The sequence below is a fragment of the Butyrivibrio sp. DSM 10294 genome (genome assembly GCF_028539135.1).
Lineage (GTDB): Bacteria > Bacillota > Clostridia > Lachnospirales > Lachnospiraceae > Butyrivibrio.
Genome location: NZ_JANSWL010000077.1, coordinates 101073 through 120255 on the forward strand (window position 1 = coordinate 101073; position 19183 = coordinate 120255).

18 protein-coding genes are annotated in these 19183 nt (G+C 45.5%); all 18 read left to right on the forward strand.

Annotated features, from left to right (window positions below; translation table 11 throughout):
* The first annotated feature begins 7 nt into the window (after positions 1 to 7).
* Positions 8 to 1198: a transcription termination factor NusA gene (gene nusA, locus NXH67_RS09600; RefSeq protein ID WP_022776932.1), complete on the forward strand. Its 1191-nt coding sequence runs from the start codon at positions 8 to 10 to the stop codon at positions 1196 to 1198.
* Positions 1199 to 1200: 2 nt separating this feature from the next.
* A complete protein-coding gene (rnpM, locus tag NXH67_RS09605) occupies positions 1201 to 1458 on the forward strand; it encodes an RNase P modulator RnpM (RefSeq protein WP_272797247.1) in 258 nt (85 codons plus the stop codon).
* The gene (locus NXH67_RS09610; protein ID WP_022776930.1) at positions 1451 to 1768 is read left to right on the forward strand and encodes a YlxQ family RNA-binding protein; all 318 of its coding nucleotides are present in this window, start codon (positions 1451 to 1453) and stop codon (positions 1766 to 1768) included. Before rnpM ends, NXH67_RS09610 begins: the two co-directional genes overlap by 8 nt.
* 20 nt (positions 1769 to 1788) lie before the next feature.
* Positions 1789 to 4755: a translation initiation factor IF-2 gene (gene infB / locus NXH67_RS09615; protein ID WP_272797248.1), complete on the forward strand. Its 2967-nt coding sequence runs from the start codon at positions 1789 to 1791 to the stop codon at positions 4753 to 4755.
* Between the two features lie 27 nt (positions 4756 to 4782).
* Positions 4783 to 5208, forward strand: coding sequence for a 30S ribosome-binding factor RbfA (rbfA, locus tag NXH67_RS09620; protein ID WP_022776928.1), 426 nt, complete (start codon positions 4783 to 4785; stop codon positions 5206 to 5208).
* 11 nt (positions 5209 to 5219) lie between these two features.
* Complete coding sequence (locus NXH67_RS09625) at positions 5220 to 6179, forward strand: DHH family phosphoesterase (RefSeq protein ID WP_022776927.1); 960 nt, start codon at positions 5220 to 5222, stop codon at positions 6177 to 6179.
* Between the two features lie 76 nt (positions 6180 to 6255).
* Positions 6256 to 7215, forward strand: coding sequence for a tRNA pseudouridine(55) synthase TruB (gene truB / locus NXH67_RS09630; RefSeq protein WP_272797249.1), 960 nt, complete (start codon positions 6256 to 6258; stop codon positions 7213 to 7215).
* A gap of 21 nt (positions 7216 to 7236) precedes the next feature.
* Positions 7237 to 8145: a bifunctional riboflavin kinase/FAD synthetase gene (locus NXH67_RS09635; RefSeq protein WP_272797250.1), complete on the forward strand. Its 909-nt coding sequence runs from the start codon at positions 7237 to 7239 to the stop codon at positions 8143 to 8145.
* Positions 8146 to 8284: 139 nt separating this feature from the next.
* On the forward strand, positions 8285 to 9979 hold the full coding sequence (locus NXH67_RS09640; protein ID WP_022776924.1) for a phospho-sugar mutase: 1695 nt from the start codon (positions 8285 to 8287) through the stop codon (positions 9977 to 9979).
* An 86-nt stretch (positions 9980 to 10065) separates the two neighbouring features.
* Entirely contained in the window at positions 10066 to 11286 is a 1221-nt protein-coding gene (locus tag NXH67_RS09645) for a hypothetical protein (RefSeq protein WP_272797251.1), read from the forward strand.
* A gap of 55 nt (positions 11287 to 11341) precedes the next feature.
* A complete protein-coding gene (locus NXH67_RS09650) occupies positions 11342 to 11803 on the forward strand; it encodes a hypothetical protein (RefSeq protein ID WP_272797252.1) in 462 nt (153 codons plus the stop codon).
* 13 nt (positions 11804 to 11816) lie between these two features.
* Entirely contained in the window at positions 11817 to 12593 is a 777-nt protein-coding gene (locus tag NXH67_RS09655) for a class I SAM-dependent methyltransferase (RefSeq protein WP_272797253.1), read from the forward strand.
* A 31-nt stretch (positions 12594 to 12624) separates the two neighbouring features.
* Positions 12625 to 13248 (forward strand): HDOD domain-containing protein, encoded by a 624-nt coding sequence (locus NXH67_RS09660; protein ID WP_272797254.1) that lies wholly within the window; start codon positions 12625 to 12627, stop codon positions 13246 to 13248.
* A 74-nt stretch (positions 13249 to 13322) separates the two neighbouring features.
* The gene (locus tag NXH67_RS09665) at positions 13323 to 14123 is read left to right on the forward strand and encodes a class I SAM-dependent methyltransferase (RefSeq protein WP_022776919.1); all 801 of its coding nucleotides are present in this window, start codon (positions 13323 to 13325) and stop codon (positions 14121 to 14123) included.
* Between the two features lie 11 nt (positions 14124 to 14134).
* Positions 14135 to 14725: an HD domain-containing protein gene (locus NXH67_RS09670; RefSeq protein ID WP_022776918.1), complete on the forward strand. Its 591-nt coding sequence runs from the start codon at positions 14135 to 14137 to the stop codon at positions 14723 to 14725.
* 165 nt (positions 14726 to 14890) lie between these two features.
* Positions 14891 to 15157, forward strand: coding sequence for a 30S ribosomal protein S15 (gene rpsO, locus NXH67_RS09675; protein ID WP_022764670.1), 267 nt, complete (start codon positions 14891 to 14893; stop codon positions 15155 to 15157).
* Positions 15158 to 15406: 249 nt separating this feature from the next.
* On the forward strand, positions 15407 to 17497 hold the full coding sequence (locus tag NXH67_RS09680; protein ID WP_272797255.1) for a polyribonucleotide nucleotidyltransferase: 2091 nt from the start codon (positions 15407 to 15409) through the stop codon (positions 17495 to 17497).
* Positions 17498 to 17578: 81 nt separating this feature from the next.
* Positions 17579 to 19183 carry a peptide chain release factor 3 gene (locus NXH67_RS09685; RefSeq protein ID WP_022776916.1) on the forward strand — a complete coding sequence of 535 codons (1605 nt, stop codon included), beginning with the start codon at positions 17579 to 17581 and terminating at the stop codon, positions 19181 to 19183.

Genomic DNA, 19183 nt, shown 5'->3' on the forward strand with positions numbered 1-19183 from the left:
GATTACCATGAGTAAAGAATTAATGGATGCCCTTGACCTTTTGGAGAAGGAGAAGAACATCAGCAAGGATTCTCTGTTTGATGCAATCGAGAATTCACTTATCACAGCCTGCAAGAATAACTTCGGCAAGGCAGACAACGTAAGAGTTGAGGTTGACAGAAACAACTGCGACTTCAGATGCTTCGCAGAGAAAGAAGTAGTTGAGACTGCAGATGACGTTATGGATCCTATGATCGAGATCTCCCTGGATGATGCCAAGAAGATCAGCAAGAAGGCTGCAGTAGGTGATATGGTTGAGGTTCCTCTTAATTCCAAGGAATTCGGACGTATTGCTACCCAGAACGCCAAGAACGTTATTCTTCAGAAGATCCGCGAGGAAGAGCGTGGTGCTATCTACAACGAGTATTTCGAGAAGGAGCATGACATCGTAACCGGTGTTGTTCAGAGATTTGTAGGAAGAAATGTCAGCATCAACCTGGGCCGTGCAGATGCTCTTTTGAACGAGAACGAGCAGGTTAAGACAGAGACCTACAGACCTACACAGCGTATCAGAGTATACGTTCTTGAGGTTAAGAACGGTTCCAAGGGACCCAGAATTCTTGTATCCCGTACACATCCCGATCTTGTTAAGAGACTTTTCGAGCAGGAAGTTGCCGAGATTCAGGACGGAACAGTAGAGATCAAGTCAATCGCAAGAGAAGCCGGCAGCAGAACCAAGATTGCCGTATATTCCAACAACCCTAACGTTGATGCGGTTGGTGCCTGCGTAGGTGTTAACGGCGCAAGAGTTAATCTCATCGTTGATGAGCTTAACGGCGAGAAGATCGATGTTATCAACTGGGATGAGAACCCCGGTAACCTTATTCAGAATGCTCTTTCACCTGCCAAGATCGTAGCAGTATTTGCTGATCCCGATGAGAAGAGCGCCAAGGTTGTTGTTCCTGATTATCAGCTGTCACTTGCCATCGGTAAGGAAGGTCAGAACGCAAGACTTGCAGCAAGACTTACAGGCTACAAGATCGATATCAAGAGCGAGACTCAGGCTAAGGATGCTCCCGGATTCAGAATGGAAGATTATCTGGATGACGAAGATTATGATGAGGAGTACGAGGAGTACGAAGAAGGCGAGTACGAAGAGGGTGAGTACGAGGAAGGCGAGTACGAGGAATCTGAGGAAGCCGGAGAAACAGAGGAATAATTATGCCTAAAAAGATTCCGATGAGAAAATGCGTCGGCTGCGGAGAGATGAAGGAGAAGAAGGAACTTATCAGGGTTATCAAGACACCTGAGGATGAGATACTTCTTGATATTACGGGAAGGGCCAACGGCCGCGGAGCCTATGTGTGCAACAATGCAGAGTGCTTCAGGAAGGCAGTTAAGAACAAGGGCCTTGAACGTTCCCTTAAATCACGGATCCCGGACGATGTTACCTTGCGAATTGAGAAGGAGCTTGGATAAAATATTGGATTCTAACAAGATATATTCATTACTTGGTTTATGCATGCGTGCCGGCAAGCTCCAGAGCGGTGAGTTCTCCGTGCTGGAAGCCATAAGGCATAAAAAAGCTGAACTGGTTATCATAAGTGAGGATGCTTCTGATAACACCAGGAAAAAGTTCAGTGATAAATGTAGTTATTATAACGTTCCCATGATCTTTTTCGGAAACAAAGAAGATCTGGGACATGCAATTGGTAAGGATGTTCGAACAAGCCTTGCGGTTATGGACGAAGGCTTTGCAAAAACGCTTCGAAAGAACTACCTTGAATAAAAAGTACGGAGGAAATGTGAATGGCAAAAATTAAAATATCCGAACTTGCCAGTGAGCTTGGATGCGAAGGAAAAGAGCTTATCAGCTTTTTACAGGAGAAGGGAATAGAAGCGAAGCGTTCGAACAGTTCCATAGAGGAGGGTGATGCTGAGATTGCAAGAAAGCATTTTGGCAAATCTGCTCCCAAGGCTGCTCCGGCAGAGAAGAAAGAGGAAGCTCCCGCTCCCAAGGCTGACAAGCCCGCAGAGCAGAAGCCTGCTACAGCTTCAGAGCAGAAGCACGTTAAGAAGCCTGCTCCCGAAGCCGGAGACGCTCCCAAGAAAAAGAAAAAGATTATCATGGTAACCAATGCCGGCAATTCCAAGATGGGCGGTTATAACGGACAGGGTTCCAATAACCAGGGAAATGGCGGAAACAATCAGCGCCGTGATAACAGAGATAACAGGGATAACAGAAACGGCGGACAGAGGAAGACCTTTGCTCAGTCCCAGAACGTTTATCATCCCATTAAGCCTTTGACAGCTCCTTCACAGCTCGAGAGCTACAACACACCTGTTAACAAGTCTGTTGCTCCCAAGCCACAGCCCAAGAAGGAAGCTCCTGTTGAGGTTGTAACACCTGTTGTAGAGGTTAAGCCTGCAGCAGCTCCTCAGCCCGCACCTCAGGTACAGCCTCAGGTTCAGACACCTGCTCCCGAGAACAAGCAAAGAGAGGTAAGGGAGAACAGAGAGACTGCTAATAACAATCGTCAGGATAACAGAAACTTCCAGCCTCGTGATAACAGGGCCGGCGGAAACAGAGACAACAGAGGCGGTCAGGGCGGCAATCGTCAGGATGGAAGAGGCTTCCAGCCCCGTGATAACAGAGATGGCGGTAATAGAGGCGGTCAGGGCGGCTTCCGCAGAGACGGTCAGAACCAGGGCGGTTTCGGCGGTCGTGACAATCAGGGTGGAAGACCCGGCCAGGGTGGCAAATTCGGCGCAGGCAAGGACAACAAGTTCGGCGGCAACAAGTTTGACAAGCAGGGCGGCGGAAGATCCGGTGGTTTCGAGGCTCCCGTAAAAGAGGGCGGTAACCACAGAGACGAAGAAAGACGTCGCATGGGCCAGGAGAAGGATAAGAGAAACAAGAAGGATCTTGCTTATGAGCAGGAAGAGATGATGCCTAGAAGTAAGAGAGTCGGCAGATTCATCAAGCCTGAGGTTAAGAAGGTGGAGGAGCCTGAGGAGCAGATCAAGGTTATCACTATCCCTGAGAAGGTTTCCATCAAGGAGCTTGCAGAGAAGATGAGGATGCAGCCTTCTGTTATCATCAAGAAGCTCTTTATGGCAGGCCAGATTTCAACAGTTAATACAGAGCTTTCCTATGAGGAAGCTGAGAATATAGCTATCGAGTACGATATCATCTGCGAGAAGGAGGTTCCTGTAGACGTTATCGAGGAACTTCTTAAGGAGGAAGATGACGCAGAAGAGACACTTAAGAAGCGTCCTCCGGTTGTCTGCGTAATGGGTCACGTTGACCATGGTAAGACATCACTTCTTGATGCTATTCGTAAGACCTCTGTAACTGACAGAGAGGCAGGTGGTATCACACAGAGAATCGGTGCTTATACTGTATCTGTAAATGATCAGAAGATCACATTCCTTGATACTCCCGGTCATGAAGCATTCACAGCTATGCGTATGCGTGGTGCCAATTCTACAGATATCGCAGTACTTGTAGTAGCTGCCGATGACGGTGTTATGCCTCAGACAGTAGAGGCTATCAACCATGCCAAGGCTGCAGAGGTTGAGATCATCGTTGCGGTTAACAAGATTGATAAACCCAATGCAAATATAGACAGAGTTAAGCAGGAAATGACCGAGTACGGTCTTATTTCCACAGATTGGGGCGGAACAACAGAGTTCGTTCCCGTATCAGCCAAGTCCGGAGAGGGTATTGAGGACCTCCTTGAGACCATCATTCTTACAGCTGATATCCTTGAGCTCAAGGCTAACCCCGACAGACAGGCAAGAGGTCTTGTACTTGAGGCAAGACTTGATAAGGGACGTGGTCCCGTTGCCAACGTACTTGTTCAGAAGGGTACACTTCATGTAGGTGACTTCATTTCTGCAGGTGCAAGCTCAGGTAAGGTAAGAGCGATGGTAGACGATAAGGGCAACAAGCTTAAGGAAGCTCTTCCTTCACAGCCTGTTGAAATCCTTGGTCTTTCAGATGTTCCCAATGCAGGTGAAGTATTCCTTGCACATGAGACAGACAAGATGGCCAAGCAGTATGCCAACACATACCTTCAGCAGCACAAGAAAGACCTTATCGAAGAGACCAAGGCTAAGATGTCCCTTGATGACCTTTACTCCAAGATTGAGGAAGGCAGACTTCAGGAACTTGATATCATTATCAAGGCTGACGTTCAGGGTAGCGTAGAGGCCCTTAAGCAGTCACTTCTCAAGCTTTCAAATGATGAAGTTGTTGTTAAGGTTATCCACGGTGGCGTAGGTGCTATCAATGAGTCCGATGTTACTCTTGCTGCTGCATCTAATGCTATCATTATCGGATTTGACGTTCGTCCCGATGCTACTGCTAAGAGCATGGCTGAGCATGAAGGTGTTGAGATTAAGCTCTACAAGGTTATCTACCAGGCAATCGAAGAGATCGAGTACGCTATGAAGGGTATGCTTGCTCCCGTATACGAAGAGAGAGTTACAGGACATGCCGAGGTTCGTGCTATCTTCAAAGCTTCCAAGGTTGGTAACATTGCCGGTGCCTTTGTTAAGGACGGTATCATCAAGAAGGATTGCAAGGTTCGTATCTCAAGAGACGGCGAGCAGATCTTCGAAGGTGATCTTGCATCCCTTAAGAGATTCAAGGATGATGTCAAGGAAGTTAAGGAAGGCTTCGAGTGCGGTCTTGTATTCGACGGCTTTGATCAGATCCATGAAGGCGATTTTGTAGAAGCTTACGAGATGGTTGAGGTTCCTCGCCAGTAATGATCCGTATATCGCGGAGGAAAATATATGCGTAAAAACAGTAACAAAAATAAAAGAATAAACGGAGAGGTAATGAAGGTTATTTCAGAAGCCATCCGTTATAGTAAAGATCCCAGGATCAGCCCCATGACCTCTGTTATGGATGTGGAGGTTGCTCCTGACCTTAAGACCTGCAAGGTCTGGGTCACAGTCATGGGTAATGACGAAGACAGAGACAGAACCGCAGAGGGGCTTAAGAGCGCCGCAGGCTATATCCGTTCAACCCTTGCCAAGGAGCTGAATATGAGATATACACCTGAGCTTAGATTCATCATGGACGATTCCATCGAGTATGCAATCAATATGTCCAAGATGATCGACGAAGTAACTGCCAAGGATAACGAGGCAAGACTTGCCAGAGGCGAAGAATTAGAAGAATCTGAGGAAGAGTTCTCAGATGAAGATGAAGAGTAAGGAAGTAAGAGATGAAGATTGATGAGTTATTAGGCGGTGTCAAAACCGTAGCGATCAGTGGCCATGTAAGACCTGACGGAGACTGCATAGGCTCCTGCATGGGAATGTACCTTTACATAACTAAGAACTATCCTGATATAAGGGTAGACGTTTTTCTTGAGGACGTTCCACCGGAGCTTCAGTTCATTAAGGACAGTGACAAGATAAACACTTCTTTTGAGACAGATGTTGACAGCTATGACCTGTTTATCTGCCTTGACTGTGAGAAGGGAAGACTTGGCGGTTCAGAGCCGATTTTTGATGCAGCGAAGAAGACCTTCAATATCGATCATCATATCAGCAATACCGGAACCGGAGATATCACATATGTGGTTCCCACAGCCAGCTCAGCCTGCGAACTTGTTTTTGACTGTGTTGAGGAAGACAAGCTTGATATTGAGGCTGCCAAGGCTATTTACACAGGTATGGTTACTGACACCGGAGTGTTCAAGTACAATTCCACATCACCCAAGACGCTTCAGGTTGCTGCCAAGCTCATCGGTTACGGCTTTGATTTTACCAGCCTTATCGATCACGTATTTTACGAGAAGACCTATCTTCAGAATCAGATCCTTGGAAGAGCACTTCTTGAGAGCATTCTTCTTCTCGACGGAAGAGTATGCGTTTCGGTTGTTTCCAAGCAGACTATGGAATTCTATAACTGCACAGGCGGCGATCTCGACGGTATTGTCAATCAGCTGATGTTCACTATCGGAGTTGATTGTGCGATATTCATGTATGAGAACGAGCCAATGGAGTACAAAGTAAGCCTTAGAAGTAACGGAGCTGTTAATGTATCCAAGATAGCTCAGGTATTTGGCGGCGGTGGACATGTACGTGCTTCAGGTTGTACCATGAACGGTACGGCTCATGATGCGATCAACGCTATCACCAAGTACATCCATATGCAGCTTGAAGGAACAGAAGAATAATACAGACTTTAATCCCACCTTGATATTTGAGGATATCCCGGTGGGATTATTTTTCTTAATGGAGAAACAGGATTTAATGGCAAATAAGTATAACGGACTTATAAATATCTACAAGGAGCCCGGATTTACATCCAACGATGTTGTGGCCAAGTTAAGGGGAATACTTAAGCAGAAAAAGATCGGTCACACCGGAACCTTGGATCCCGATGCTGTGGGAGTTCTGGTGGTATGTCTCGGAACAGGAACCAAGCTGGTGGAGATGCTTACAGATCATGATAAGGAGTATATCGCAGTTTGCAAGCTTGGTGTCACCACGGACACCCAGGATATGTCCGGAACTGTGATTGACAATAGAGAGGTCAATGTCACCGGAGAGCAGCTTCGCGAAGCGGTACAGGCTTTTGTGGGTGACTACGATCAGATACCGCCCATGTATTCCGCTATCAAGCAGAACGGCAAAAAGCTCTATGAGCTGGCCCGTGAAGGAATTGAGGTGGAGAGAAAGCCCAGAAAGGTCCATATCAGTGCGATCACTATTCTGGATGATGAGCATCTTGGGGATGAGCACGTTTTTACCATGGAGGTCAAGTGCTCCAAGGGAACCTATATCAGAACTCTTTGTCACGATATCGGACTGTCACTTGGCTGCGGCGCTGCCATGGCTCAGCTGGCAAGAACCAGAGTGGGAGCCTTTGGAATAGATACGGCTATTCCGCTGTCCAAGGTTGAGGAGCTTAGAGATAACGGCACTCTTATGGACGTTATCGAGTCCCCGGAGTATATTTTCAGAGACCTTGATGCTATTCATGTTAAAACGTCCGCAAGAGGTCTTCTCGAAAACGGCAACAGCTTCAGGAAAGACAACCTGGTGGATGAGAATCCCGATGGGGTCAATGATACCGAATATGACGATGAGATGTTCAAGGAAGGCAACGAATTCAGAGTATACGGCGAAGACGGCACCTTCTTTGGCATATACAGATACAGCGCAAAAAAGAAGACCTTCGATGTGGACAAATTCTTTTTTGAAAAATAATCCTACGAAAGAAACAGATTGATGCAGATAATTTTAGGAACAACAGAATTTCAGATAGACGGAAAAAGCGCCGTTGCAATAGGCAAATTTGACGGAATTCATTTGGGACACAGGAAGCTCCTTAATTATATTCTGGAGCAGAAGGTGGATGACCTTATGGCGGTGGTTTTTACCTTTGATCCGTCGCCGGAAGAATTCTTTCTGGGGAAAGCGGTCAGGCAGCTTTTTACCAGGGAGGAGAAGAGGAAAGCCTTCGAAGAGATGGGCATTGATGTGCTCATTGAATTTCCGCTGACAGCAGAGACTGCCGCAACACCGCCGGAGGATTTTGTCAAGAAGATACTGGTTGAGAAGCTTCATGCCGGGTACATAGCTGCCGGCACCGATGTTTCATTCGGAGACAAGGGAAGGGGCGATCAGCACCTCTTAAGGAGCCTGTCCAAGGAGTGTGGCTACGAGCTGGAGCTTATTGAGAAGGTACGTATCGACGGCGATGAGGTCAGCTCCACAAGAGTGAGGAACGAAGTAGCAGATGGCAACATGGCCATGGTAAAAAGGCTTCTTGGTGGAGAGTACAGCGTAGGCGGTGAGATTGAACACGGCAATCATATCGGTCACACCATCGGGGTTCCCACGGTCAATGTTATCCCGCCTGAGAATAAGCTTCTTCCGCCCTTTGGAGTGTACGCCAGCAAGGTATATCTTGATGGAAAAGAATATCGCGGTATGACCAATATAGGGAGAAAACCCACTATTTCCGAGAAGGAAAAGGTTGGTGTTGAGACCTACATCTATGACTTTGATAAAGATGTGTACGGAGAATACGCACGGATCGCGCTGGAGAGGTTTGTGAGACCGGAGATGAAGTTTGATAGCCTTGAGGCGCTGAAAGAACAGATACAGAGCGATATTGAGGCTGCCAGGCAGTGAGATGATATTAAGGTGCCTGTCCCCATCAACAAACTGTGAACGTAAATGTCTGTCGGAATTCTGTGTTGTTCACAATTTGTTAATGGGGACAGGCACCTATTAATGGTAAAATATAATATAAATTAACGGAGGTATAACTATGGATTATAAAGCAAGATACAACGAATGGCTTGAGCATCTTGAGGACAACGATCCTCTCAAAGCCGAACTTTTGAATATCAAAGACAACGACAAGGAGATCGAGGAGCGTTTTTACCAGGATCTTGCATTTGGTACCGCAGGTCTTCGCGGCAAGGTTGGTGCAGGAACCAATATGATGAACTTCTTTACTGTTGGTAAGGCTTCTCAGGGTATTGCCGACTACATCGTAGAATCAGGCAAAGAGAATATGGAGAAGGGTGTTATCATCGCCCATGATCCCAGACATTTTTCCAAGGAATTCTCACAGCTGGCAGCAGGTATCTTTGCAGCTAACGGCATCAAGGTTTATACCTTCCCGGATCTGCGCCCTACTCCTGAGCTGGCTTTCATGATCAGAAGATTGGGAACAGTTTCAGGAATTAACATCACAGCATCACATAATCCCAAGGAATATAACGGCTACAAGGCTTATTGGGACGACGGATGTCAGGTTTCATCAGATGTTGCTGACGGAATGACAGAGAAGATCAACGCTGTTGACATCTGGAGCGGCATTAAGAAGTCTGATTTTAACGAGGGCGTTAAAGCAGGCAAGATCATTGTTCTCGGTGAAGAATATGACAGAGAATATCTTGATAAGATCGAGGGTATGGCAATTCATGAGGGAGATGAGCTGGATCTTTCCATTCCGCTTGTTTACACACCTCTTAACGGCTGCGGATCAATTCCTTTCAGACAGATGCTGACAGACAGAGGCTTCAACAACTGGAAGATCGTTCCTGAACAGGAAAATCCCGATCCTGATTTTACTACAGTTGGATATCCCAACCCTGAGGATCCCAAGGCCTTTAAGCTCTCAGAGCAGTACGGAAGAGAATTTGGAGCTGAACTGTTAATGGCTACTGACCCTGATTCCGATAGATTTGCTATCGAGATCAGAGATGACAAGGGCAATTATATTCCTCTTAACGGCAATCAGACAGGATATATTCTTGTTAATTATGTCCTTGAGGGAAGAAAAGATGCAGGCACACTTCCTGCCAAGGGAGCAATGGTTAAGTCCATCGTTACTTCAACCCTTTCAACTATTATGGCTAAGGCCTATGGCGTAGAGATGTTTGAGACCCTTACAGGCTTCAAGAACATCTGCGGTAAGATTCCTTACCTTCATGAGAACGGATACACCTACCTCTTTGGTTATGAGGAGTCTGTAGGTTATGCTGTATGCGAGGATATCCGTGATAAGGACGGAATCTCAGCAGGTATGCTTGTTGCAGAGGCTGCAGCTTATTATCGTAAGCAGGGCAAGACCCTTTGGGATGTTCTTCAGGAGATTTATGCCAAGTACGGTTTCTTTGCTGAGGATGAGCCCAACATGGTTCTTGAGGGAATCCCCGGAGCACAGCGTATTCAGCGTATGATGAAGTGGTTCAGAGAGAACCTTCCTACAGAGGTTGCAGGAGCCAAGGTTGAGAAGGTTATCGATTATATTGAAGGCTTCGAGGATATTCCACCTCAGAATGCCATCAGACTGTTCCTTGATAACGGCAGCTGGTTTGCTGTAAGACCTTCAGGAACAGAGCCCAAGATCAAATTCTACTTCTATTCCAACAGGGACAGCAGAGAGAATGCTCTTGAGACCAATAAGAAGATCAAGGAAGAGATTTTTGCACTGATAAATAGTGTTGAATAATTCCTGAGGTTTGTATATGATTTAAGGCATTGGAAGTAATATTCCAATGCCTTATTTTTGTAAGTAGTGTTGGTGGGAAGTAATAAATGAACAAAGATAATACGATTTTCTCAAGGAGCATGAAGAAGACACATACTATCTACATGCCTGACATGCTCCATTATCATAATGATTTTCTCATTGCTGCCTTTGGACTTGGCGGCTACAAGCTGGATATTGTTCCGGAATATGATGAATTTCCGGACAATATGCTGTCTCTTGTTAATTCCGGATATTGCACCTGTGCAATGGATATCATCGGCAATCTCATGGCTCATATTGAATCAGATAATACGGACAAGGAGCATATGGCTATCCTTGAACCTCAGGCGGGAGGCGCCTGCAGAGCGGGTAATTACTACGACCTGATCATTCAGTGTGTCAAGAAAAGCGGATATAGGATTCCGGTTCTGTCATTGAATTTCAGAGGCTCTGAAGCTCATCCGGGCTTTAAGATCGGTCTTAAGATGCTGTTCGGCGCCATTGCAGCGGTATGTTACGGCGATCTGTTGATGACACTTTATCAGCAGACAAGACCCTATGAGAAGAATTACGGGCAGGCTAAATGTATCTACGATGATTGGAACAAGAGGATTTCCGCTGACATAGCAGCGGGCAAGAACCTCTTTTTCAGGGAAAAAAGATATCAGGAAATCATAGACGATTTCCTCGAGATAGAACGTTTTTCCCGTGACGAGAAAAAACTCACCAGAGTTGGTATTTCAGGAGAGATATACATCAAGTGCTCACCCATAGGAAACAGGCATTTGGAGCAGTTCCTTGCTGACAACGGCATGGAATACAGAATGGAAGGCTTTTTGAATTACTGTACCTATGTCATGTTCACTGAAATGAAGTCCGCGGAACTTAACAACGCTTCCAAGGCTGAGCTTACGATTTACCAGAAGATAATCGATTATCTCAAGGGAATGCAGTACAAAATGAGTAGTCTTCTTGAAAAGAACGGCTTTTATGCGGACGGAAGTTTTGAGGAGATGAGAAAAAAGTCAGTGGATATTCTCAGCGAATATTACAACATAGGCGATGGTTGGCTCGTTATGGCAGAGGCCATGCACATGATAGAGCAGGGCTATGACAAGATACTTATCGTTCATCCCTTTGGCTGCCTTGTAAGCCATGTGGCAGAGAGAGGCGTACTTAAGAAGCTTCGCCAGTTATATCCCCACGCCAACATCAACACTATAGAATACGATTATGATCAGTCCAAGACCCTTAGAGAGAGCAGGATTTTGCTGGCTACGTCTTGAAGACATTAACATCATTTACAGGAGGTAATGAGACGTTTTGAAAGGAAGCAGGAGTATGAAGACAAGAGCCTGCGTAGCTTTGCTGGCAGGTATATTAACTATTTCGGGCTGCGGAAGGATAGAATATCCGGCATTACCCGATGATGCCATTGCATTTGAACTCGGAACCTTTGAAGACACGGAGAGTGATGACGCTCTGTTTGGAATGATAGAGTACAACGGCAGATCCTACATTGGCTACGGAACGATCAACAATGCTTTTAACACCAAATATATCGACGGCTGTGTAGGCTATGTCATTCAGGATGAAAACAGTTCATCTGTTGCTGACCCGGATTACAAGAATGTGAGAATATATACGCTTAAGGATGATACTGATAATAATTTCCTCATGGAATTCGATGATTCTGTGGAGCTTATGAATCAGCCTTTCTTTTACAGAGCAATTGATACGAAGGGGAAAGAAATAAAGGTGCCCGATTATATTGATGAATTGGGATATGAATTTTGGAATTGAGAGGTATGGATAATTGAACAATAAGTCATTTGATTCAAAGAGAATTGCATTGGGGTATGCTAAGAGACCCTGGCTTCACAAATCGGTAATAGAGCAGCTGAAGGTAGATCTAGGTCTGGGCGAAGGCTATGTATTTGGAAACGGTCTTGATGTGGGCTGCGGAGCAGGACTTTCTACCAAGGCCCTTAGGCTTATCTGTGATAAGGTAACAGGAACTGACATCGCAGATGCCATGGTTGAAGTATGCAAGGAGCTGTATGCAGAGGATTCAGCGTTATCTTTCTATGTTGCAGGGGCAGAGGAGACTAAGATTCCTGAAGAAAAGTATGATATCGTAACTGCTGCAGGCTGCATCAACTGGGTGGATGAGAAGAGATTCATGACAAATATGGCTCAGGTTCTTAAGAGCAATGGAGTCATCGTTATTTATGATTTTGGAATCACCGACAAAATGGCAGGAAATGGCGCCTACACACAGTGGTATCAGAACGAGTATCTGAAGAAATTCCCCAAGCCACCAAGGAAAGAGAACAAGTGGACTCAGGAGGATCTTCCCGAAGGCTTCCTCATGGAGAAGCAGACTGAATATGACATGGAGTATTCCTTCGACCTTGAGAAATTTGTGGATTTCATGCTGATCCAGTCAAATGTTAATGCACAGATAGAAAACGGAAACATCAGCACCGAAGAGGCCAGAGAATGGATGCTGGAGACACTTGCACCTATTTTTGGCGGAGAACAAAAGAATCTTATCTTCTACGGTTACAGCTGGTATATAAGAAAAAAGTGATGACGTACTTTCGGGTGGAAGGAGAAGGAAGATGTTACCAACAATAGATGAGGCACTAAAGGAACTTGAGATAGCAGGACAGCTTAATCCCGGCCCCTGGGTCAAGCACTCCATGAATACCGGAATCGCAGCCAGAAATATCGCTGAAAAGGTCCCGGGGCTGGATCCTGAGAAGGCCTATATAGTAGGTCTAATGCACGATATAGGCAGAAGGGCCGGTATAACCGATATCCCCACACATGTTTATGACGGCTATAAATACTGCATGGAAAAGGGCTGGGATGAAGCAGCAAGAATCTGCATGACTCATTCCTATCTTTTGATGAAGGATGAGTTTGATTATGAGCCTGAAAACCAGCATGAGAAGGTAATAAAGGCTTATATCATGGACTGCGAAGCTGATGATTATGATAAGCTTATCCAGCTGTGTGACTCACTGGCTGTGGACTATGGCTTCGTAATTCTTGAAAAGAGATTCGTGGATGTCACAAGAAGATACGGAATCATGGAAGGTTACATTAAGGGCTGGGAAGTGGCCTTTAGTATCAAGGAATACTTTGAAAGCAGGATGGGATGCTCGGTTTACGATGTACTTCCCGATATTGGAAAGACAACTCTTTTGACACCTAAGCCCTGGAAGCCTCCGGTAAAATAATAAAAAAGTAGTTGACTCGGCCCTTGGGGCAGCCTTTACCATATGAACATACAATATGACAACAGGAGGAAAACATGATGAAAATTGGTAGTTCAAATGATTCGGCAGCAGTAAAGGAGCAGTATGCTACTTCCAAAGGATTGGATACGAGACTGAATTTTCATGATAAGTATTCCACTAATAAGCTGGGATATGGTAATTGGACTGTATCCAATTATGAAATAAATGAAGGCATGAAGGTTTTGGAACTGGGCTGTGGCACAGGTAGTATTTGGTTAGGGCGCGACGAATTATTATCAAGGTTCGGTAAGCTTGTTATGACTGACTTATCAGAGGGGATGCTTGCTACAGCTAAAGAGAATCTGGGAGAAAGAGAGAATATAGAGTACAGACTGGCAGATATACAGAATCTCCCCTTTGAAGATAACTCTTTTGACATGGTTATAGCTAATTCCATGCTGTATCACGTGCCGGACATCAATAAAGGAATCAGTGAAGTGCGCAGAGTACTTAGGGCTGATGGGGCGTTTTACACCACAACTTTAGGTGAGAATAACTTTACTGACAAGCTTGCGGAGTGGTTTGAGCTTGGCGGTGAAAGTTTTAAACCGAACCATAACTTCACAATGCAAAATGGTGAGGGTATTTTAAGATCGGCTTTTGAAGAAGTTGAAACAAGGATCTATGAGGATTCACTTCATATAACGGACATAGATGATCTGGTAGGATATTTGTGCAGTCTTGCGTCTTTCAAGGCAATATTGGATGTTCCTGTGAATAAGATTACTGAGATACTTAAGGGACATGCAATTAATGGAACCATTGATTTACCAAAAGAGTATGGAATGCTCATCGCAAAAGGAACTAAGCATTGAAGGGGGATTGTATGTTACCTACAAGATCAGAAGCAGAGAAACTTTTGGCTGAAGCAGAAAAGTGTAATCCCGGGCCCTGGGGGAATCACAGCCGTGTGGCTGCTCATTGTGCTGAGAGAATAGCTTTAGGATGCGGTGATATGGACCCTGAGAAGGCTTATATCTTAGGACTTCTCCATGACATCGGAAGAAAGTTTGGAGTAAGACATCTGGGGCATGTCTCGGACGGCTATTCATATATGATGTCCCTTGGATATGATGAGGTGGCAAGAATATGCCTTACCCACTCTTTTAACAACATGAGAATAGATGAGTATATCGGCAGGGCGGATACTTCCGAGGAAGAATACGAACTCATCGTTGCAGAGCTTGGTAAGATTTCACTTGATGAATACGACAGGCTGATCCAGATCTGTGATGCACTGTCGGGTAGTGAAGGCGTCGTGAGCGTTGAGGATCGCATGAATGATGTGAAACGTCGATATGGCAGTTTCCCTCAGGAGAAATGGGATTCCGTCATGGCTCTGAAAACATATTTTGAAGAAAAGACCGGTAAAGACATATATGCTCTTGTTGAAAAAGAGAGCTACGCAGTCAGCTAAAACAGCGTTACTTTACAATGTGGCAATTTTATGCTAGTATATCTTAGTTGCTGACATAATGTCCGCAACAGTTACAGAAACTACCCTTTACTCGGATGTTGGATACTCCAACCGCATCTGTGTACCGGGCGGATTTCAGGATTACAGATTTAAAAGGAGAAAAACATGATTACAAAGGAAAAGAAAACAGAAGTTATCAACAAGTTTGCCAGAAAGGCCGGAGACACAGGTTCACCGGAAGTTCAGGTAGCTATCCTTACAGAGAGAATTCAGGAGCTCAATGAGCACCTTCAGAAGAACCCTAAGGATCACCACTCAAGAAGAGGTCTTCTTAAGATGGTTGGTCAGAGACGTAGCCTTCTTGGTTACCTCAAGAAGAAGGACATCGAGGCTTATCGTAAGCTCATCGCTGATCTTGGTCTCAGAAAGTAATTCATGAAATTGAAAGGCGGGATAAAGCTGATTGGATGATCGGCTTATTCCGTCTTTAATTTTTTATATGAATCAGGGATTCAAAGTTATAGTTAATAGTGCGATTTCGTGGTATTAGCTATGACCTTGAAACCTATGCTTCATATAAAGTACCAAGTAATATCAACATGACAAAGCCTGCACACGCACCTGAAGCGCAACATGCGGATGATGGACCGCGGATGAGCAGGAGAGATTAAGGAGAAAAAAATGGTAAAGACTTATTCAATGGAACTGGCCGGCCGTACACTTAAGGTTGAGATCGGCAAGGTAGGAAAACAGGCTAACGGCTGCGCATTCATGCAGTACGGCGACACAACAGTGCTTTGTACAGCAACAGCATCAGCTAAGCCCAGAGACGGAATCGACTTCTTCCCTCTTTCAGTAGAGTATGGAGAGAAGTTCTACGCTGTAGGAAAGTTCCCCGGCGGTTACAACAAGAGAGAGGGCAAGCCTTCTGAGAACGCTATCCTCACCAGCCGTGTTATCGACCGTCCTATGCGTCCTCTTTTCCCTAAGGATTACAGAAACGACGTAACTATCGAGACGATGGTTATGGCAGTTGATCCTCAGTGCAGACCTGAGCTTGTAGCTATGCTCGGCGCATCAGTTTCAGTTTCTATTTCAGATATTCCTTTCGATGGCCCTTGTGCTATGACACAGATGGGTATGATCGATGGTGAGCTTATCGTTAACCCTACTCAGGAGCAGTGGAATACAGGTGATCTCAAGCTTACAGTTGCATCTGTAGGACAGAAGGTTATCATGATTGAGGCAGGTGCCAACGAGATTCCTGAGGAGAAGATGAAGGAAGCTATCTACAAGGCTCATGATGTGAACCTTCAGCTTATCGAGTTCTTCAAGGGTATCGTAGCAGAGGTTGGTAAGCCTAAGCACGAGTACACAAGCTGCGCAGTTCCCGAAGAGCTTTTTGCAGCAATCAAGGAAGTTGTTCCTCCGGAAGAGATGGAGAAGGCTGTATTCACAGATGACAAGCAGACCAGAGAGGGCAACATTGCAGAAATCACAGATAGACTTACAGAGAAGTTTGCAGACAACGAAGAGTGGCTTGCAATCCTCGGTGAGGCTATTTACCAGTATGAGAAGAAGACCGTTCGTAAGATGATCCTCAAGGATCACAAGAGACCTGACGGCCGTGAGATCAAGCAGATCAGACCTCTGGCAGCTGAGGTTGACCTTATTCCAAGAGTACACGGAAGTGCTATGTTCACTCGTGGACAGACACAGATCTGTGATGTAGTAACTCTTGCACCTCTTTCAGAGGCTCAGAAGGTTGAAGGCCTTGACTCTTTCGCAGCTGACAAGAGATATGTACATCAGTACAACTTCCCTGCTTACTCAGTAGGTGAGACCAAGGTTTCAAGAGGACCCGGACGTAGAGAGATCGGACATGGCGCCCTTGCAGAGAGAGCACTTCTTCCTGTTCTTCCAAGTGTTGAGGAGTTCCCTTATGCAATCCGTGCCGTATCAGAGACCTTCGAGTCCAACGGTTCAACATCAATGGCTTCAACCTGCGCATCCTGTATGTCACTTATGGCTGCAGGTGTTCCCATCAAGAAGATGGTTGCAGGTATCAGCTGCGGTCTTGTAACAGGTGATACAGATGACGATTTCGTAGTACTTACAGATATCCAGGGTCTTGAGGACTTCTTCGGAGACATGGACTTCAAGGTAACAGGTACTAAGGACGGTATCACAGCTATCCAGATGGATATCAAGATCCACGGTCTTACTAAGCCTATCGTTGAGACAGCTATCGCACAGTGCCGTGAGGCTAGATTCTTCATCATGGATGAGTGCATGAGCAAGGCTATTGCAGAGCCTCGTAAGGAAGTATCCAAGTATGCTCCTAAGATTGTTTCAGTTCAGATCGATCCTGAGAAGATCGGCGATGTAGTTGGTCAGAGAGGTAAGACCATCAACGAGATCATCGCTCGCACAGGAGTTAAGATTGATATCACAGATGATGGTAAGGTATCCGTTTGCGGTGAGGATGCAGAGATGATCCAGAAGGCCGTTGACATGGTTAACATCATCGTTTCAGACTTTGAGAAGGGCCAGATCTTCACAGGTAAGGTTGTAAGCATCAAGGAGTTTGGCGCATTCGTAGAGTTCGCTCCCGGAAAAGAGGGCATGGTTCACATCAGCAAGATCTCCAAGGAGAGAATCGATCACGTTGAGGATGTTCTTACACTTGGCGACACAGTTACAGTTGTATGCCTTGGCAAGGATAAGATGGGCAGAATCAGCTTCTCAATGAAGGACGTAGCTCAGCAGTAACCTGCTCTATTCTGAGGTAACAAACAATTGGCCGGCATGCAACTGCATACCGGCCTTAATATTGAATAGATTGAGGTTAATATGAGTAATACAAAAGAAACAATTAATGAAATAAATAAGAGACGTACCTTTGCCATCATTTCCCACCCTGACGCAGGTAAGACAACACTTACCGAGAAATTCCTTCTCTACGGCGGAGCCATCAACATGGCCGGCAGCGTTAAGGGTAAGGCCACCGCAAGACATGCGGTATCTGACTGGATGGAGATTGAGAAACAGAGAGGTATTTCCGTTACATCTTCAGTTCTTCAGTTTAATTTTGAGGGATGCTGTATCAACATTCTTGATACACCGGGTCACCAGGATTTCTCTGAAGATACCTACAGAACACTTATGGCAGCGGATTCTGCTGTCATGGTAATAGATGCAAGTAAGGGTGTTGAGGCTCAGACCAGAAAACTCTTCAAGGTCTGCGCCATGAGCCATATTCCAATCTTTACCTTTATCAACAAGCTGGATCGTGATGCCATGGACACCTTTGATCTTCTCGATGATATCGAGAACAACCTTGGTATCGCCACATGTCCTATGAACTGGCCTATCGGTTCAGGTAAGGGCTTCAAGGGTATCTATGACAGAAGAGAGGGACATATCGTAACCTTCTCAGAGACCCAGAAGGGAACCAAGGAAGGTAAAGAGACCATCATCAGCCTTGACGATAAGGCTGCCATTGACAGCGAGATCGGACAGGATGCTTACGACAAGCTTGTAGGTGAGATCGAGCTTTTGGACGGAGCAGGAGCTGAGTATGATCTTGAGGCTGTAAGAGCAGGGCAGCTCACACCGGTATTTTTCGGATCTGCTCTTCAGAACTTCGGAGTTGAGCTCTTCCTTCATCACTTCCTCAAGATGGCTACACCTCCCACAGGCAGAACTTCAGCTGACGGAGAGGTTATTGATCCTCTTGAGAGAGAGTTTTCTGCATTTGTATTCAAGATCCAGGCCAACATGAACAAGGCCCACAGAGACAGAGTTGCATTTATGCGTATCTGCTCCGGAAGATATGATGCAGACAAGGAAGTTAAGCATGTACAGAGCGGCAAGGTAATGCGTCTTTCCCAGCCTCAGCAGCTTATGGCTGATGAGAGAAAGATCTTAAGCGAAGCCTATGCCGGAGATATCATGGGTGTATTTGATCCCGGTATTTTCTCAATCGGAGATACTGTTTGTATGCCCAAGGAAAACATTGTTTATGAGGGAATTCCTACCTTCGCTCCCGAGCATTTCGCAAGGGTAAGACAGGTTGATACCATGAAGCGTAAGCAGTTCGTCAAGGGTATCACCCAGATTGCTCAGGAAGGCGCTATTCAGATTTTTCAGGAGTTCAATACCGGACTTGAAGAGATCATCGTCGGCGTTGTCGGTGTTCTTCAGTTTGATGTCTTGAAATTCAGACTTGAGAGCGAGTACAATGTAGACATAATACTTGAAAGTCTCCCTTATGAATATATCAGATGGGTAGATAACGAGGACGTGGATATGTCTGCGCTTGTGGGCACTTCCGATATGAAGAAGATCAAGGATATGCACGACAGACCGCTTCTTTTGTTTATTAACGAATGGAGCGTCGGCATGACAATGGAGAGAAATAAGGGGCTTGTTCTCTCCGAATTCAAGAAGAACTAA

Excerpts from the sequence above, each read along its gene's own strand:
- NXH67_RS09625 (WP_022776927.1), top strand. The coding sequence starts at position 5,220 with ATGAAGATTGATGAGTTATTAGGCGGTGTCAAAACCGTAGCGATCAGT.
- NXH67_RS09670 (WP_022776918.1), top strand. The coding sequence starts at position 14,135 with ATGTTACCTACAAGATCAGAAGCAGAGAAACTTTTGGCTGAAGCAGAA.
- NXH67_RS09650 (WP_272797252.1), top strand. The coding sequence starts at position 11,342 with ATGAAGACAAGAGCCTGCGTAGCTTTGCTGGCAGGTATATTAACTATT.
- NXH67_RS09665 (WP_022776919.1), top strand. The coding sequence starts at position 13,323 with ATGATGAAAATTGGTAGTTCAAATGATTCGGCAGCAGTAAAGGAGCAG.
- NXH67_RS09645 (WP_272797251.1), top strand. The coding sequence starts at position 10,066 with ATGAACAAAGATAATACGATTTTCTCAAGGAGCATGAAGAAGACACAT.
- NXH67_RS09680 (WP_272797255.1), top strand. The coding sequence starts at position 15,407 with ATGGTAAAGACTTATTCAATGGAACTGGCCGGCCGTACACTTAAGGTT.
- NXH67_RS09640 (WP_022776924.1), top strand. The coding sequence starts at position 8,285 with ATGGATTATAAAGCAAGATACAACGAATGGCTTGAGCATCTTGAGGAC.
- rpsO (WP_022764670.1), top strand. The coding sequence starts at position 14,891 with ATGATTACAAAGGAAAAGAAAACAGAAGTTATCAACAAGTTTGCCAGA.
- NXH67_RS09660 (WP_272797254.1), top strand. The coding sequence starts at position 12,625 with ATGTTACCAACAATAGATGAGGCACTAAAGGAACTTGAGATAGCAGGA.
- NXH67_RS09635 (WP_272797250.1), top strand. The coding sequence starts at position 7,237 with ATGCAGATAATTTTAGGAACAACAGAATTTCAGATAGACGGAAAAAGC.
- truB (WP_272797249.1), top strand. The coding sequence starts at position 6,256 with ATGGCAAATAAGTATAACGGACTTATAAATATCTACAAGGAGCCCGGA.
- infB (WP_272797248.1), top strand. The coding sequence starts at position 1,789 with ATGGCAAAAATTAAAATATCCGAACTTGCCAGTGAGCTTGGATGCGAA.
- NXH67_RS09685 (WP_022776916.1), top strand. The coding sequence starts at position 17,579 with ATGAGTAATACAAAAGAAACAATTAATGAAATAAATAAGAGACGTACC.
- nusA (WP_022776932.1), top strand. The coding sequence starts at position 8 with ATGAGTAAAGAATTAATGGATGCCCTTGACCTTTTGGAGAAGGAGAAG.
- rbfA (WP_022776928.1), top strand. The coding sequence starts at position 4,783 with ATGCGTAAAAACAGTAACAAAAATAAAAGAATAAACGGAGAGGTAATG.
- rnpM (WP_272797247.1), top strand. The coding sequence starts at position 1,201 with ATGCCTAAAAAGATTCCGATGAGAAAATGCGTCGGCTGCGGAGAGATG.